Genomic DNA, 14,622 nt, shown 5'->3' with positions numbered 1-14,622 from the left:
ATCGTGCCGACTTACTGTTTGCTGCAATACTGAATTAACGTCTTGGTAGTTTCCCCTGGATCAGTCGCTTCATAGACTGCGTTCATGGGTGTCGCGGAGTGCCGCGGCGCTCTATAGAACAATTCCGGAGGGAACCACCATGAAATCGCTAGCCAAAGCAGTGGCGCTGGTCGTCGTTCTTGCTGCGCCGGTTGCGTCGTTCGCGCAATCCGAGCAACCGCTCACGCGTGCAGAGGTCAAGGATCAGTTGAAGCAGCTCGAGCAGGCCGGATACAACCCGGCCATGTCCGCCGATTCGAACTATCCCGCCGACATACAGGCGGCCGAAGCGCGCGTTGCCGCGCACAACGCAATGGCTCAGGGCAATACGACCGGCTATGGTCCGGCGCCGACCGGAGCGACGCAGACGGGTGGCAATGCTGGCGAGACCCCGGCGAAGTAACAGACCACTGTTGCGCAGGATGAGGCGAGCCATGCTTCTTGAAGCATGTGCTCGCCTTTGCGTATTGCGCGGTCTGAAATGTGTGATGCCTCTCATGCGAGTGGCCAATTCAATGCCGGAACGTGTTCTGATGTCGTGAAACCAATGGCCTGGTTGTCCGCGCTCTACTCACGCGCTAGTCCCTTCCTCTTTTCACCCTCCTTCAACAGGTTTCCCTATTCATGCTTCGCAAGTACTCTTGCCGATGCGGGGCGCCACGTGCGGTCGACATGCGTCCGAATCCGGGAATAGACTGCCCTGTGGTCAATCCTGAAGTTGCCTGATCAACACGGTAGTTTCGACTCCCTCATTTCAAGGAAACACGCCATGTCCCGCACCATCGCTGAGAAACGCGCCGCCTTTCGTGAATTGCATACGTCCGGTTGTTTCGTGCTGCCCAATCCCTGGGATGCGGGCAGCGCCCGTTATCTGCAAACGCTGGGCTTCAAGGCCGTCGCCACCACCAGCTCCGGGTTTGCGTGGTCCACCGGACACGCCGACAACACGGTGCCTCGTGAGGCGGTCCTCGCGCACCTGCGCGAGATCGTCGAAGCGACCGACCTGCCGGTCAACGCCGACTTCGAGAACGGCTTCGGCCGCGATCCGGCAGGCGTCGCCGAAAGTGTCAGGCTGGCCGTCGAAACCGGTGTTGCCGGCCTGTCGATCGAAGATTCCACCGGCGATCCCGCCTCCGCGCTGTTCCCAATCGACGTCGCCGTCCAAAGGCTCAGCGCGGCACGCCGTGCGATCGACGAAACGGGTGGCGAGACGTTGCTGATCGGCCGCGCGGAAAATTTCTTCGCGGGCAAACCTGATCTGGACGACGCGATCGCGCGTTTGAAAGCCTATGCCGCGGCGGGCGCCGATTGCCTCTACGCACCAGGCATTCAGACGCGCGAGCAGATCGAAGCCGTAGTCGCCGCCGTGGCGCCGAAGCCTGTCAACCTGTTGATCGGCTCGACGTCGAATCTCACGCTGCAAGACGTGGCCGCGCTCGGCGTGCGGCGCATCAGTGTCGGCGGCGCGCTGGCCCGCGTGGCATGGGGCGGCTTCATGCACGCGGCGCAAGCGTTGGTCGATGGGCGCTTCGACGGCTTTGAAGGCGCAGCATCCGGCGCGCAACTGAACGACATTTTCCAGCACCGTGCGTGACGCTCGACGATTGCCTTGATCGTCGCACCGCGCCGGGCATCGCGGGATCGTGCCGCCTTCAATCGGCACGGCTTACGTCCCGGCAAAGACCGTCAAGGTTTCCGATGAGAAAAGCGCGCGGACGTCCAAAGCGCTGCGCGCCTTTCTCCACACGTGCCCTTCCAGGCCCAGCGCAAGGCCTCGAAGGGCCGCGGACAACCCCGCCGCCTGAATCACCCGCCCTTGCCCATCTGGCAGCGACGTCAAATGTTATGATCGGAAACACAATCCGCCATCGTAAAACGCGTACGCGAAAAAGCAGCACAGCCCATGGACACCCATCTCACCAAACCCGCCGATACGTCGACCACCGACCTCGGCCGCCGCGTGCGCGCCGCCCGCCAGGCGCAGGACCTGACGCTGGAAACCGCGAGCCGTCTGTGCGGCGTTTCCCGTTCGACGCTATCCAAAGTCGAAAACGGGCTGATGTCCCCCACTTTCGATGTCCTGCAGAAAATCGTCCTTGGTCTGAAGATCGAAATCGGCGAACTGTTCGGCTCCACGCCGAAAGTGAGCGCCAGCGGCCGCCGCGCGTTGACCCGCAAGAATGAAGGCCAGCGGCACGCGTATCGCGGCTATCAAATGGAGTTGCTCGCCACCGACCTCGCGCACAAAGCGATGCTGCCGTTTCGCATCCGCATCTCCGCGCATACGCTCGACGCGTTCGACGACTGGGGCCGCCACGAAGGCGAAGAATTCCTGTATGTGATCAGCGGCAGCGTGTGCCTCTACTCGGAGTTGTATGCGCCGACGCATCTGAACGCGGGCGACAGTCTGTACTTCGATAGCCGCACCGGTCATGCCGCGGTTTCCACCAGCGAAGAGGATGCCGAAGTGTTGTGGATGGCGACCAGCGCGGACATCACGCAAGCGCCGGCCGCCATCGACGCGACGAAGAAATGATGCGCGCGTATGTGTATGAGTACGCTCACCGCAGCTTGGTACTCAGGCGGCCTCGCTCGCAGTCATGTTGAAGATGCCCTGTGCGTTGCCCGCGTCGAAACGCAGGTCCGTTTCCCGGCGACGCGCGTCCCGATCGAAACTCCGCTCGCGCGTGATAAACCCGTAGAACGAGCCTGACACCTCGCGCGTCACCATGCTGCCGTCGGACGCCCAGTATTCCCGCCGCACGATGTCCACGCGATGCCCGCCACCGATCAACCGCGCGCTTGAGCGCGCCGACGGCCGGCTATCAGGCGCCGGTCTCACGCGCCTGCGCGAGCGCGCTCAGATTACCTTCGCCGAAGCCGTGATGCCCCTGGCGCTGCACGATTTCGAAGAAGATCTCGCCGGCGCGGCGACGCAGGAAGGTCTGGAAAAACAGCTGCGGCACGCCATCGGCGCCAATTTCGCCATCCACCAGAACGTGCGTGCGCTTGAGCCGCTCGACGTCGAGCCCATGGCCCGGTAGCCGAGCGTCGATCTGCTCGTAGTAGCGCGACGGCGGTTCGACGAATTCGACGCCATTCGCGAGCAACTTTTCGACGCACGCGAAGATGTCGTCGGTGGCGAGCGCGATGTGCTGCACGCCTTCGCCCGGATGGTCCGGCAGATACTCGTGCATCAGGTTGGTCCGGCGCGTGCCCTCTTCATACAGCGGCACACGGATCGCGCCGCAGGGTGACACCATCACCCGCGATTCCGCGGACACATGCCAGTTCGCGTGCAATTCGTGAATCTCGCGAAAGTTCAGCAGGTCGCGATAGAAGTCGAGCCATTCCTGCATGCGGCCTTCGCCGACCGTTTGCGTCAGATGATCGACCGCAATGAGGCCGATGCCCGCATGGCTCAGGTCGGCGTGCGCCGTGTCGATCTCGATGGGGCGGAAGTCGATGTCGAAGATCGAGATGTCGCCGAGGCCGCCGCGCTGCCCGCCGCGCCCACGCCAACGATCGACGAAATAGATGTGCGAATCGCCGATGCCCTGGATCGCTGGAATCAGCAATTCACCCGCGCCGGTCCGCTCGCCTTCGAACGCCCACGCGCCGAGCTCGATCGCGCGGTCGAAGGCGCGCTGCGCGTCGGCCACACGAATGCCGATCGCGCAGATGCCCACGCCGTACTCCTCGGCGTAGCGCGCAGCGAACGAATCGGGCTCGGCATTGAGCAGGAACTGCATCTCGCCCTGCCGGTACAGCGTGACGTCCTTGCTGATATGGCGCGCGATCGCCTTGAAACCGAGTCTGGTGAAGGTCTCGCCGAGCACCTGCGGCTCACGCGCGGCGAACTCCACGAATTCGAGCCCGGCGGTGCCGAGCGGATTGTGCTCGGGCGCCGACACGGTGCGCAGCGCGGCGTCTGGAGTGGGCAGGTCGCTGGGCATGGCAATCTCCTGGTGCAGTCTTTCGACGCTGTATCCGGTGTTTCTGATGTTCAGTGCAGCCGCCGACCACCCGCAGTGTGACACCGGCGGCGCGGTGTGCCGCGGCAAATGTGGCTCGCGACGGCTTTTGCACCGTGTTTGTACACCGGGTCGCGGGGCGATCGCAACCTTCATTTTGTACTGGATGGTTCATTCGCGGCGGATCGGCGCGCTGCGTGTTTCATGCATGGCTTCGATCAGCCGGATGACAAGCCAGCTAGCGTCACTTCTCCAGCGCTTTGCTTCGGCTGCGTTTTTTTCGCACGCCTTTGCCGACGCCTTGATCGGCTTTATCCGCGCTCGCCGCCATGCGTCGTTGCGCGACTGCGCGCACCGCCTCGATAAACGCCCGTCCCGCCGGCGACGGCTGCGTGTCCGAGCGCCGGATCAAACCGACCGGCTCGCTGGTGCCGGCGAAAGGCAGCGGCAAACGTACCAGCATGCCGTGCGCCAGCTCATATTCCACGGCGCTCAGCGGTACGAACCACACCGCGCCGTTCTCGAGCGCCAACGCACGGCCGGTCGACACCGACAACACTTCGACAAACGCCGATAGCGGCGGCACGCCCCAGGCGCTCAACAGACTCTCCGCCGACTGCCGGATCAGCGTGCCGAAAGGCGGCAGCACGACCGGAAAATCTTCCAGCGACGCGGCCGGCAATCCCGGACCCAGCGTCAATGGATGTCCAGCCCGCACCACCGCGATCAACGACTCGGTGAACAGCTGCTCGAAACTGAGGCCGACCATCCGCTCCGGGTCCGCCAATCGCCCGATCGCGAATTCGATCGCGCCGGCTTTCAGACGCTCGAGCAATTCCGGGTTCGCGCCGGTCGCGAGCCGCACGATCACGCGCGGCCATAGCACCGCGAACTGTTTGAGCACCGGTGGGATCAACGCCGCCGCGACGGTCGGCAAAATGCCGATTTCCAGCGTCGCCGCGGCCGCGCCTTCCGCGCTCGCCAGCAAGTCGACGCCCTGGCGCAGCGCGTTGACACAGGCGCTCGCGTGCGGCATGAAAAGTTGCCCCTCGCGGGTCGGCACGGCGCCGTGACGGCCGCGCTCGAACAGCTTCACGCCGAGCAGCGCTTCGAGTTCGGCGACCGTCTTGGAGACCGCGGGCTGGGTGATCGACAGGTTGTCCGCGGCCCGCTGGACGCTGCCGAACTGCGCGACGGCCAGAAAGCACTGCAGATGACGGAATTTGACGCGGCTGTCCGCGAGGCTGCGTTGCATAACGAAATGTTATACGAAAAGGGCGAAAACATCATTTTGCATAACCGCTCCGGTTGGATAAAGTCGCTCCATAAGTCGTATCCCACAATTCCTTCAAGGAGACACTGATGGAAGATTCCTTCCTTATCCCGCGTGACTTCGCATCCCACCCCGACTACATCTACCCCGGCTACGGTTCATCGGTCAAACGCGGCCCGACGCGCCCGCTGATTCCGCTGAAGGAAAAACTGCGCGACCAGCGCGTGCCGGTCTACGGCACGGACGACCTCGGCGCGCTCGATCACGATCTGACGCGCAATGCGGTGCGTAACGGCGAGCCGCTCGGCGAACGCATCATCGTGACGGGCCGGATACTCGACGAAGGCGGCCGTCCGGCTCGCAATACGCTGGTCGAAATCTGGCAAGCGAATGCGGCCGGCCGCTACGTGCATAAGGCCGACCAGCACGACGCGCCACTCGACCCGAACTTCCTCGGCGCGGGCCGCTGCATCACCGACAACGAAGGCCGCTATCGCTTCCTGACGACCAAGCCGGGTGCGTATCCGTGGGGCAATCACCCGAATGCATGGCGCCCCAACCACATTCACTTCTCGCTGTTCGGCGACTACTTCGGCTCGCGTCTGGTTACGCAGATGTACTTCCCCGGCGACCCGCTGCTGGCGTTCGACCCGATTTTCCAGGGCACGCCCGAGCACGCCCGTGACCGCCTGATCGCGAACTTCTCGCTCGACACCACGCAAGAGGCCTATGCGCTCGGCTACGATTTCGACATCGTGCTGCGCGGCCCCAACGAAACTCCGATGGAGCGCTAAGCCATGACCACTCTGAAGCAAACGCCTTCGCAAACGGTTGGACCTTACTTCGCGTACGGCCTGGTCCCGCAGCAGTACGACTTCGACTACAAGAGCCTGTTCACGTCCGTTCTGGCGGACCGCGAAGCGGCTGGCGAGCACATCACGATCATCGGCCAGGTGTTCGACGGCGACGGCAAGGTGGTCGGCGATGCGATGATCGAAATGTCGCAAGTCGATTCGAACGGCCACTACCCGGAGTCGCGTGAAGAGATCGCGAAAACCGGCTTTCGCGGCTTTGCACGCGTCGGCACCGGGACGGACCTGCACAAGCGCTTCATCGTGGAAACGGTGAAGCCGGGCCGTGTCAGCCCGGATGAAGCGCCGCATGTGAATGTGATCGTGACGATGCGGGGCATGCTGCTGCACACGTTCACGCGCATCTACTTCGAGGACGAAGCGCAAGCGAACGAGAAGGATGCCGTGCTGGCAGCGGTTCCGGCGGATCGGCGCGGTACGCTGATCGCGCGGCGCGATGCGAATGCCGCCAATGTGTACCGCTTCGACATCCATATGCAGGGCGACAAGGAAACCGTGTTTTTCGACGTGTGAAGCGTTTTTTCTATACCTTCATATAGCTTCACGTACACTCGGCCCGTTCCGTCCAGCGTCTGGATCGCGAAAGTCCGAGCCGATGAGCCCGCCTTGTGCGGGCTTTTTTTCAGCCTTTTCGGCCCTTTCGGCTTTTGCGTCTGCTGAAAAGTTGTTCACTGCAGCGAGCGGCCCAACCGACGGCGAGTCCTCACCACGTCGGCATTGTGATCATGCGCGATCGACCGCCGCCCGGCAATACGATCGTGGTCATTAGTTTGGATACCGAAGCAACTTGCGTACCTCGATCGGCTTGCTTTTCGGTGAGCACGCTATGTGTTTGTTCGTGCCTTCTGTCCGGCGTGGTACGCCTCGCCCCGTTATGTTATGTTCCTCTGACCAACACCCCAACACCAAGGAGACGCCGCGATGCCTGCTTCGACTGCCATCCTCACCATCCTCGTTGCGCTGCTGCTAGGCGCGATGAGTCCGGGACCGAGCTTCGTCATCGTCGCGCGCAATGCGATCGGGCTGTCGCGCAGCGACGGTCTCGCCACGGCGCTCGGCATGGGCATCGGCGGGGTGTTCTTCAGCGCTATCGCGTTGCTCGGCCTCTACACGTTGCTGGCGACGGTCGAATGGCTTTATATCGGCCTGAAGGTGGCCGGTGGCATCTACCTGATCTACCTCGCGTCGAAAATCTGGCGCGGCGCCGCCAGGCCTCTCGCGTTCGACGCCACGCAAGCCGCCTCCACCAATCCGCGCAAATCTTTCTGGATCGGCTTGAGCACGCAACTCAGCAATCCAAAAACGGCCGTCTACTACGGCAGTATTTTCGCCGCGCTGCTTCCGCAGCATCCGCCGCTGTGGTGCTACTTCGCGCTGCCGCCTGCGATCTTCGCGATTGAAGCCGGCTGGTACACGATCGTCGCCATGTGCTTTTCGAGCAGGCGGCCTCGCGAAATCTATTTGCAGTGGAAAGCCTGGATCGATCGCGTCGCCGCGAGTGCCGTGGCCGCGCTCGGTTTGCGGCTGATCGTGACCGCACACAAAGTGGGCATCTGACACGCTCTGCGCCGCTTGCACGAATCGTACGAATCGCTCGGCCTGAATGGCTTGCCGCATTTTTTGCTGACACGGCAAGCCAGCAACCGGGACTCTCTCGCCGCGTAACCACCGTGGGCAATTTGCGGCGTCCTGCAAAACAGTTACAAGTTATGTGTTGACGCCGACCGCTCACGCGGTTACTGTGGCGCCCGAAGTTCAAGAAGTTCGATTGCTGTTCATCAATGTCTCGCTCCCTCAGCGGTATTCGTTGTCCTCTCCCTCCTTGATGCTTCACGCGCTCTCAAGCAGAGCAAACTTTTCTATTTTTTCTCAAGGATTCTTCATGGATACCGGTACCGTAAAGTGGTTCAACGACAGCAAAGGCTTTGGTTTCATCACCCCGGACAACGGCGGCAGCGACCTGTTCGCGCACTTCTCCGAAATCAGCGGCAACGGCTTCAAGACGCTGGCTGAAAATCAGAAGGTGAGCTTCGAAACGAAGCAAGGCCCGAAGGGTCTGCAAGCGGCGAACATCAAGCCGCTGTAAGTTTGAAGGGCTCGATGTCCGGCAACGGACATCGGGCTGCAGCGACATCCTCGCGGAGCTTCGTCTCCCACAGTTGGCGCGATCGCTTTTGAGCTGCAATTCAGGCAGCTTATCCAGGCGCCAACACCTCGTCTCGTTGCACCTCATTCTCCCCTCCGGCTTTAACGCCCGTTTTTTCTTTCCGATTGCGTCTGGATTCGGCTCGCAATGGCTTTGAATCAGCTCGTCCGCGTCACTCGTATCACGGGTACGTACGGCCGGCACGCGGTCGAACATCACTAAAATTAAAATGCACGACAAACATCTTCACTATTACAACGGCTATGCCGTCAAACCTTCCGCGCATCGTTTGCCGGACGGTAGCTTTTCATCCAACCTGCTGCTCGAACGCGCCGGCTGCACACGCACGGAAGGACGCTACCAGTTCTATTCGCTCGACTATTTCTCGAACGAAGAACAAGCTCTGCGGCATTCGACACGCTGGGCCCATCACTGGGTCGACACACGCGGTTGAGCGCACGACCCGATGCAATGACGCGCGCTATTTATTGCCTTCCGCCTTGACCCGTGCGCGCAGTTCGAACTTCTGAATTTTTCCCGTCGACGTCTTGGGCAATTCGCCAAAGCGCACCGCTTTCGGCAACTTGTAGCCGGCCAGAAAGAGCCGGCAGTGCGCGATGATCTCGGCCTCGGTCACCTGAGCCCCCTCCTTGAGCTCGACGAAAGCGCACGGCACTTCGCCCCACTTCGGATCGGCCATCGCCACCACGGCGGCAACCGCTACTGCGGGATGACGGTACAGCGTATCCTCGACTTCGATGCTCGAGATGTTCTCGCCGCCTGAAATGATGATGTCCTTGCTGCGATCACGGATGCGAATATAGCCGTCGGGCATGCGCACGCCCAGATCGCCGGTATGGAACCAGCCGCCGCGGAAGGTTGCTTCGGTCGCGCGCTCGTTCTTCAGATAACCCTTCATACAGATGTTGCCGCGAAACATGATCTCGCCGAGCGTTTCGCCGTCGTCGGGCACCGGTGCGAGCGTATCCGGATCGAGCACGGCCACTGCGGCCTGCAGGTGATAGCGCACGCCCTGCCGCGCGTTCAGTTCAGCACACGCGCTGTCGTCGAGCGCTTCCCATGCCTGCTGTTTTGCACAGACCGCGGCGGGCCCGTAGGTTTCGGTCAGCCCGTACACGTGCGTCAGTTCGAACCCGATCTCTTTCATCTTCGCGATCACCGCGGGCGCAGGCGCTGCGCCGGCCACCATCGTCGATACGCGCTGTGTGATGCCCGCACGCCATTCCGCCGGCGCGTTGGCGAGCGCACTCTGCACGATCGGCGCGCCGCAATAATGCGTGACGCCCTCGCGGCGAATCAGTTCGAACACTGTCTTTGCGTCGAATTTGCGCAGGCACACGTTGACGCCCGCACGCGCGGCGACCGTCCACGGAAAGCACCAACCGTTGCAGTGAAAGAGCGGCAGGGTCCAGAGGTAGACCGCGTGTTTGGGCATGTCCCATTCGAGGATATTGCTGAGCGCATTCAGATATGCGCCCCGGTGATGGTAGACCACTCCCTTCGGATCGCCAGTCGTGCCCGACGTGTAATTCAGCGCAATCGCATCCCACTCGTCGGCCGGCGCGAGCCACGCGAATGCGGGGTCGCCGGATTGCAGGAACGCTTCGTAGTCCGTTGTACGGATGAACTGCGCGGCGTCGGCGGGCATCACGTCAGCCACGCTGATCACTCGCAAGTTGGGAAATTCCAGCGCGGCGCGATGCGCGAATTCGCCATACTCGGTATCGACGATCAGCGCCTTCGCCGCGCCGTGGCGCAGCATGAACAACAGCGACGGCACATCGAGCCGCGTATTGAGCGTATTGAGCACGGCGCCGGCCATCGGCACACCGAAGTGCGCTTCTATCATCGGGGGAATGTTGGGCAGCAACGCGGCGACGGTATCGCCGCGTTCGATCCCTGCCCGTTGCAGCGCGCTGGCCAGACGCCGCGCCCGCTCGTAGGTCTCGCGCCAGCTGCGGCGAATCTCCCCATGGACGACCGCGAGCCGCTCGCCGTAGACTTCCGCTGCGCGCACGATGAAATCGATTGGCGTCAGCGGGACATAGTTGGCCTCGCGCCGCTCGAGGCCCTCTTCGAACATGTGCTTCATTGCATCGTCTCCTGAGGCGCGGGCCGCGCCGTCAACTATTCTGATTGATGAAATAGACTAGCAATTGGCATCATGAACTGTCTGTCATCCAAATGACAGAGTGCTACGCTCGCGGCGCTGCCGAACCGACCTCAGCCTGAGACTCCCCAAGCCGCCTATGAACGACACTCCGCTCACCACCCTGGCAGATGCCCGCCCATACCGCCCAGAGCGGGTGGCGCGCGCCGATCTGGCGCGGCTGTTCGCCCGCTGCGCGTGGTTTCGGGCGCTGGCCGCCGAGCATCAGGCGATGGTCCTCGTCACCGCGCATGCGGAGCATCTGGACGGCGGAGCGTGGGTCGCGCGCCGCCAGGAGCCGTCGGACTACTGGATCGGCGTGCATTCCGGGCTCATCAAACTCGCGATCTACAACGCGTCTGGGCGCAGCTGCACGTTGTCCGGCGTGCCGCCCGGGGGCTGGTTCGGTGAAGGCAGTGTGATCAAACGGGAATTGCGCAAATACGACGTCGCCACGATTCAACCTTCGCTCGTGATGTTCGTGCCATCCGCGACGTTCCATGCGCTACTGGAGTCTAGCCTGCCGTTCACCGGCTTCGTGATCCGGCAACTGAACAACCGCATGGGTGAATTCATCGCGTCGATCCAGAATAGCCGTCTGCTGGATGTCGATGCGCGAGTTGCGCAGTCGCTCGCACAATTGTTCAATCCTGATCTCTATCCCGACACTGGCCGCACGCTCGCCATTTCGCAGGAAGAAGTCGGCCTGCTAGCGGGCGTTTCGCGCCAGCGGATCAACCAGGCGCTGCAAAACCTCGAAAGGCTGCGCATTTTGCGCCTCTCCTACAACCAGATCGACGTGCTCGATCTCGAACGTCTGTGCGCGTTCGGCCAGGAACAGATCTAACTGCGCAGCAACGCAATGCTGCAACTACCCTCCAAGAAAAAGGCCGTCACCGGAATTGCCCAGTGACGGCCTTTGTGTGATCGTCGCAAAGAGAAGATACGGTCCTGAACGGCCTACTCGGCACGCGCTTCGCTTTTGCGTGTGGCGCGCCGCTCCAGGATCGTCTCGGTCTTGAACAGCGCGAGCGCGATCGCGCTGAGCACGCCTGATTTCTTCCAGCGCAGATAGTAGCGATGCGCGGTCTGATAAGGCACGTAGCGCTCGGGCATCGCGCTCCACGGTGCGCGCGTATGAAGCACCCACATCACGCTGTTGAGGACCCAGCGGGTGTCGATGTTGGGACGGCCGCGACGTGGGCCGTGATCCAGCATCTCAGGTAACAGTGGCGCGATGCACTGCCATTGTTCATCGGTCAGATCGTGGATCGTCGGCCCTTGAGCCCTCAGGTTTGCACGAGAAGTATTCATGTAGTAAGAACGCGCACGTGCAACACACGTGCTGGCGTCGCCGCGAAAGGGGGTCCATGAATCAATCAGTTTTGAGGTTAGCCCATGCGCGCGACCACGAAAGTTAACTCTTGTCAGACGCCAGGTGGAATCGTCAAAAATCGCAACACCTTATTGCACCAAAGGACTAATGGCGCGGTGCAGGTGGTGGTCTATCATCGGCGCGCCCGGCGCGTGACCCTCGGGCGCGCGCCGGGCGTTTGAACGAAAAATCCATAACCGTATCCGCAGGAATTCCAGTGAGACAAATAAGACTCCTCAAGACCGCCGCACTCGTGGGCGGGGCTGCCCTCGCCGTGACAACGAAGCCCGTGTCGTCCCGATAACGCACTCGCGCAGCAGACGCTCGTGCCAGGCGTCGATATCGTGAAGGGCTCGGGTCGACAACGGTCCATTCGCCGGTGTCTCGTGGCAGGCCACGCCCGCGCTCGCGCTGACCGGCGCGGCGTACTACGACCATATGTCGAATGCGGCGATCGGCAACGGCCAGCTGGGTAGCGGCTATCGCTACACGTTCGTGGCGCTTGCCGAGTATGCGTTGTCGAAGCGCACCGAGGTATACGGCACGGTCGATTTCAACAAGGTATCGGGTGCCGCCTCGGTCGAATTGCCGGGCCGCAACAATCAGACCGGCGTTGCACTCGGTCTGCGTACGATTTTCTAAAGCGGGTGGCGGGGTCCGCGAAGGCCCCGCAACCCAGATGGCGTGCGTGATCCGGTGCGCCATTTCCAGGAGTATCGGGAGTCGCAGATCGACTGCCGCGCCCATAAAAAAAGGTGCCGCGAACGGCACCTTTTGTACTACGACCAGCTTCTGCCGAAGCTTAGAAGCGGTGACGCAGACCGACCGTAGCAGCCGTCTGGTTCTTCGACGACGACGGCAGTTGCGTGTTGTCGCCGCTGTAGATCGAAGCGACACCGCCGTCGCCCATTGCGTGCTGGTACACGGCTTGAGCGTAGACGTCCGTACGACGCGACAGCGAGTAGTCAGCCTGCAGGCCGATCTGGTGGTAACGGGTCTTCATGTCGTTGCCGTCGGCGTTCACACCATACCCATGCGCGTCGGTGAACGTGTAAGCAACGCCCAGGCCCAGAGCCGGCGTCACGTTGTACTTGCCGTTGACTTCGTAGTTGTTGGAATGACCTTGACGTTGGCCCGCAGCAGCACCGACGAGGTTGTCGACACGCGACTGCGTCCATGCCACACCGACGGTAGCCGGGCCGAATGCGTACGAAGCAGCTGCGCCGAACTGACGTTGACGGAAGTCGCCGGTCATCGTGCCTGCCGTGTTCGCCAGCACGCCGTCCGAAGCGCCGCTGGTGTTTGCAGCCGGGTTGTTCTGCTGTGCGTAAGCGGCGCCCAGGTGCAGACCTTGCCACTGGTATGCAGCACCCACGCTGTACTGGCGGTTGTTCGCGAATGCGCCAGCCTGGTTCGAGAAGCCGTACGTGCCGCCGAACGTGAAGCCTGCATAGTTGGCGCTCGAGTACTTGATCGAGTTGTTGACCGACAGGCCGCCGTTCGTGTTCAGGTTGTCGTTGTTGAACGGGTGCGCGAAGTACGTACCGCCCCAGCTGCCCGTTGCGGTCAGCGGTGCGAGGTAGTCTTGAGCTGCGTCGTATTGACGACCCAGCGTGACCGTACCGAATTGCGCGCTCGACAGACCGACGAACGCTTGACGGTTGAACATGCCGTTGTTGTTAGCGAACTTGCCGTTGTTGATGTTGAAGCCGCTTTCCAACGTGAAGATTGCCTTCAGGCCGTTGCCCAGATCTTCCGAACCGCGCAGACCGAACATGCTCTGGCTGATGCCGCCGCTGCCTGCTGCCCACTTCGAGCTGTGGTCAACGTTGCTGGTGTACGTCAGGCCCGCGTCCAACAGACCATACAGGGTCACGCTGCTTTGTGCGTGAGCGACGGAAGCGAACGATGCGGCAACCGCAACGACGATGAGACTCTTTTTCATGTGGTACTCCAGTTCGATAAATTTTCGCGGGGAGCGGGACCTGCCTCAGCAGCGCACACATTGCATGCACCGCCGCCCTGTTAGCCGAACCGTTTCCGGATCGGCCGGGCACCCTTTAAACGAGCCGTGAGTGTAGGGGGACACCCTGGTAGCGACGCCGGCAAATTGCGCAACAGGATTTTTCGAAATTCGCAACAATGCACGCGCGGGTGGCGTTAAGCTTTTGATTTACCGTCACTTATTGCAATATCCACCGCTTGGCGCGACTGCGCCTTTCACAGGTAATTTGCAACATCTCAATATTGAGAGTTGCTGATACGCAACAGTGCTTTAATACGCGTGACGTAATCGGGTCGGAACGATTAAACGTCGACCGCTATTTATTGCTCGAAAATGAGGCAATGGCGGTCGACTATGTGGTCGCGTTATAAATTTATTTTCGAAAGCCGGGAACTTAATGGAATTGATACAGTCTACGTTTGGCGCCGAGTGCCTATAAGCCCGTCGCAATTGGGCCGATTAAATCGTTTCATGGTGCATTGAACTATTTCGCGCGTATTTGCGCCATTAAGCCTTGCGCATTGATGGCACCTTATCTGGCGTGGCTTGCCAGCTCGACGCCCCACACTTCCCAGACGTCGTAATCGCGACCGCCAATAAAAAAGAACCGCCCTCGGGCGGTCTCGTGAATTTCTCCTGTGGCTTCAATTTCAATTAGCGCCTTTGTCTTTGCACTGCGTGTGACAAATAAGGAAGCCTTCAGCGCAGACGTTGCCCGGAGGTGAACTGCGGCGCCGTCCGCCGCGTGACAAAACCCGAGCTGAAAGC

14 protein-coding genes and 2 pseudogenes are annotated in these 14,622 nt (G+C 61.4%); 10 read left to right on the top strand and 6 right to left on the bottom strand.

The window, feature by feature from the left end:
• The first annotated feature begins 139 nt into the window (after nucleotides 1–139).
• From BN2475_RS26835 to BN2475_RS26825, 3 genes are all read left to right on the top strand, one after another.
• Nucleotides 140–442, top strand: coding sequence for a DUF4148 domain-containing protein (locus BN2475_RS26835; RefSeq protein WP_094782486.1), 303 nt, complete (start codon nucleotides 140–142; stop codon nucleotides 440–442).
• A 366-nt stretch (nucleotides 443–808) separates the two neighbouring features.
• Nucleotides 809–1,633: an isocitrate lyase/PEP mutase family protein gene (locus BN2475_RS26830; RefSeq protein WP_094782485.1), complete on the top strand. Its 825-nt coding sequence runs from the start codon at nucleotides 809–811 to the stop codon at nucleotides 1,631–1,633.
• A gap of 309 nt (nucleotides 1,634–1,942) precedes the next feature.
• The gene (locus tag BN2475_RS26825; RefSeq protein WP_094782484.1) at nucleotides 1,943–2,575 is read left to right on the top strand and encodes a helix-turn-helix domain-containing protein; all 633 of its coding nucleotides are present in this window, start codon (nucleotides 1,943–1,945) and stop codon (nucleotides 2,573–2,575) included.
• 42 nt (nucleotides 2,576–2,617) lie between these two features.
• On the opposite strand, the pseudogene BN2475_RS26820 reads toward BN2475_RS26825, so the two are convergent.
• From BN2475_RS26820 to pcaQ, 3 genes and pseudogenes are all read right to left on the bottom strand, one after another.
• Nucleotides 2,618–2,815, bottom strand: a pseudogene (locus BN2475_RS26820) (DUF1338 domain-containing protein); the annotation flags it as partial.
• Between the two features lie 49 nt (nucleotides 2,816–2,864).
• Nucleotides 2,865–3,995: a 4-hydroxyphenylpyruvate dioxygenase family protein gene (locus BN2475_RS26815; protein ID WP_094782483.1), complete on the bottom strand. Its 1,131-nt coding sequence runs from the start codon at nucleotides 3,993–3,995 to the stop codon at nucleotides 2,865–2,867.
• 262 nt (nucleotides 3,996–4,257) lie between these two features.
• The gene (pcaQ, locus tag BN2475_RS26810) at nucleotides 4,258–5,268 is read right to left on the bottom strand and encodes a pca operon transcription factor PcaQ (protein WP_094782482.1); all 1,011 of its coding nucleotides are present in this window, start codon (nucleotides 5,266–5,268) and stop codon (nucleotides 4,258–4,260) included.
• A 107-nt stretch (nucleotides 5,269–5,375) separates the two neighbouring features.
• Here pcaQ and pcaH point away from each other — a divergent pair, with 107 nt between their 5' ends.
• The 5 genes from pcaH (at nucleotide 5,376) to BN2475_RS26785 (ending at nucleotide 8,758) form a co-directional block, all read left to right on the top strand.
• Nucleotides 5,376–6,080 (top strand): protocatechuate 3,4-dioxygenase subunit beta, encoded by a 705-nt coding sequence (gene pcaH, locus BN2475_RS26805; RefSeq protein WP_094782481.1) that lies wholly within the window; start codon nucleotides 5,376–5,378, stop codon nucleotides 6,078–6,080.
• A 3-nt stretch (nucleotides 6,081–6,083) separates the two neighbouring features.
• Nucleotides 6,084–6,671, top strand: a complete 588-nt coding sequence (pcaG, locus tag BN2475_RS26800; protein ID WP_094782480.1) for a protocatechuate 3,4-dioxygenase subunit alpha — start codon at nucleotides 6,084–6,086, stop codon at nucleotides 6,669–6,671.
• Nucleotides 6,672–7,079: 408 nt separating this feature from the next.
• The gene (locus BN2475_RS26795; RefSeq protein WP_094782479.1) at nucleotides 7,080–7,715 is read left to right on the top strand and encodes a LysE family translocator; all 636 of its coding nucleotides are present in this window, start codon (nucleotides 7,080–7,082) and stop codon (nucleotides 7,713–7,715) included.
• A 325-nt stretch (nucleotides 7,716–8,040) separates the two neighbouring features.
• Entirely contained in the window at nucleotides 8,041–8,244 is a 204-nt protein-coding gene (locus BN2475_RS26790; RefSeq protein ID WP_094782478.1) for a cold-shock protein, read from the top strand.
• Between the two features lie 289 nt (nucleotides 8,245–8,533).
• Nucleotides 8,534–8,758 (top strand): hypothetical protein, encoded by a 225-nt coding sequence (locus tag BN2475_RS26785; RefSeq protein ID WP_094782477.1) that lies wholly within the window; start codon nucleotides 8,534–8,536, stop codon nucleotides 8,756–8,758.
• Nucleotides 8,759–8,785: 27 nt separating this feature from the next.
• Here the strand turns inward: BN2475_RS26785 and BN2475_RS26780 are convergent, their stop codons facing one another.
• Nucleotides 8,786–10,417, bottom strand: coding sequence for an acyl-CoA synthetase (locus tag BN2475_RS26780; protein WP_094782476.1), 1,632 nt, complete (start codon nucleotides 10,415–10,417; stop codon nucleotides 8,786–8,788).
• Nucleotides 10,418–10,574: 157 nt separating this feature from the next.
• On the opposite strand from BN2475_RS26780, the gene BN2475_RS26775 reads away from it, so the two are divergent.
• Nucleotides 10,575–11,321 carry a Crp/Fnr family transcriptional regulator gene (locus tag BN2475_RS26775; RefSeq protein WP_094782475.1) on the top strand — a complete coding sequence of 249 codons (747 nt, stop codon included), beginning with the start codon at nucleotides 10,575–10,577 and terminating at the stop codon, nucleotides 11,319–11,321.
• Nucleotides 11,322–11,434: 113 nt separating this feature from the next.
• Here the strand turns inward: BN2475_RS26775 and BN2475_RS26770 are convergent, their stop codons facing one another.
• Complete coding sequence (locus tag BN2475_RS26770) at nucleotides 11,435–11,788, bottom strand: transposase (protein WP_094782474.1); 354 nt, start codon at nucleotides 11,786–11,788, stop codon at nucleotides 11,435–11,437.
• A 415-nt stretch (nucleotides 11,789–12,203) separates the two neighbouring features.
• On the opposite strand from BN2475_RS26770, the pseudogene BN2475_RS26765 reads away from it, so the two are divergent.
• Nucleotides 12,204–12,491: pseudogene (locus BN2475_RS26765) on the top strand (porin); the annotation flags it as partial.
• A 160-nt stretch (nucleotides 12,492–12,651) separates the two neighbouring features.
• Here the strand turns inward: BN2475_RS26765 and BN2475_RS26760 are convergent.
• Entirely contained in the window at nucleotides 12,652–13,794 is a 1,143-nt protein-coding gene (locus BN2475_RS26760) for a porin (RefSeq protein WP_094782473.1), read from the bottom strand.
• Between the last annotated feature and the right edge of the window lie 828 nt (nucleotides 13,795–14,622).

Origin of the sequence: Paraburkholderia ribeironis, assembly GCF_900019265.1 — a bacterium.
Classification (GTDB): Bacteria; Pseudomonadota; Gammaproteobacteria; order Burkholderiales; family Burkholderiaceae; genus Paraburkholderia; species Paraburkholderia ribeironis.
Note: the sequence above shows the minus strand (reverse complement) of the source record. Positions and strands in the feature narration are given on the sequence as shown.

What these genes read in the sequence shown, in the direction of transcription:
- BN2475_RS26835 (WP_094782486.1), top strand. Translation starts at nt 140, where the DNA reads ATGAAATCGCTAGCCAAAGCAGTGGCGCTGGTCGTCGTTCTTGCTGCG.
- BN2475_RS26830 (WP_094782485.1), top strand. Translation starts at nt 809, where the DNA reads ATGTCCCGCACCATCGCTGAGAAACGCGCCGCCTTTCGTGAATTGCAT.
- BN2475_RS26825 (WP_094782484.1), top strand. Translation starts at nt 1,943, where the DNA reads ATGGACACCCATCTCACCAAACCCGCCGATACGTCGACCACCGACCTC.
- BN2475_RS26815 (WP_094782483.1), bottom strand. Translation starts at nt 3,995, where the DNA reads ATGCCCAGCGACCTGCCCACTCCAGACGCCGCGCTGCGCACCGTGTCG.
- pcaQ (WP_094782482.1), bottom strand. Translation starts at nt 5,268, where the DNA reads ATGCAACGCAGCCTCGCGGACAGCCGCGTCAAATTCCGTCATCTGCAG.
- pcaH (WP_094782481.1), top strand. Translation starts at nt 5,376, where the DNA reads ATGGAAGATTCCTTCCTTATCCCGCGTGACTTCGCATCCCACCCCGAC.
- pcaG (WP_094782480.1), top strand. Translation starts at nt 6,084, where the DNA reads ATGACCACTCTGAAGCAAACGCCTTCGCAAACGGTTGGACCTTACTTC.
- BN2475_RS26795 (WP_094782479.1), top strand. Translation starts at nt 7,080, where the DNA reads ATGCCTGCTTCGACTGCCATCCTCACCATCCTCGTTGCGCTGCTGCTA.
- BN2475_RS26790 (WP_094782478.1), top strand. Translation starts at nt 8,041, where the DNA reads ATGGATACCGGTACCGTAAAGTGGTTCAACGACAGCAAAGGCTTTGGT.
- BN2475_RS26785 (WP_094782477.1), top strand. Translation starts at nt 8,534, where the DNA reads ATGCACGACAAACATCTTCACTATTACAACGGCTATGCCGTCAAACCT.
- BN2475_RS26780 (WP_094782476.1), bottom strand. Translation starts at nt 10,417, where the DNA reads ATGAAGCACATGTTCGAAGAGGGCCTCGAGCGGCGCGAGGCCAACTAT.
- BN2475_RS26775 (WP_094782475.1), top strand. Translation starts at nt 10,575, where the DNA reads ATGAACGACACTCCGCTCACCACCCTGGCAGATGCCCGCCCATACCGC.
- BN2475_RS26770 (WP_094782474.1), bottom strand. Translation starts at nt 11,788, where the DNA reads ATGAATACTTCTCGTGCAAACCTGAGGGCTCAAGGGCCGACGATCCAC.
- BN2475_RS26760 (WP_094782473.1), bottom strand. Translation starts at nt 13,794, where the DNA reads ATGAAAAAGAGTCTCATCGTCGTTGCGGTTGCCGCATCGTTCGCTTCC.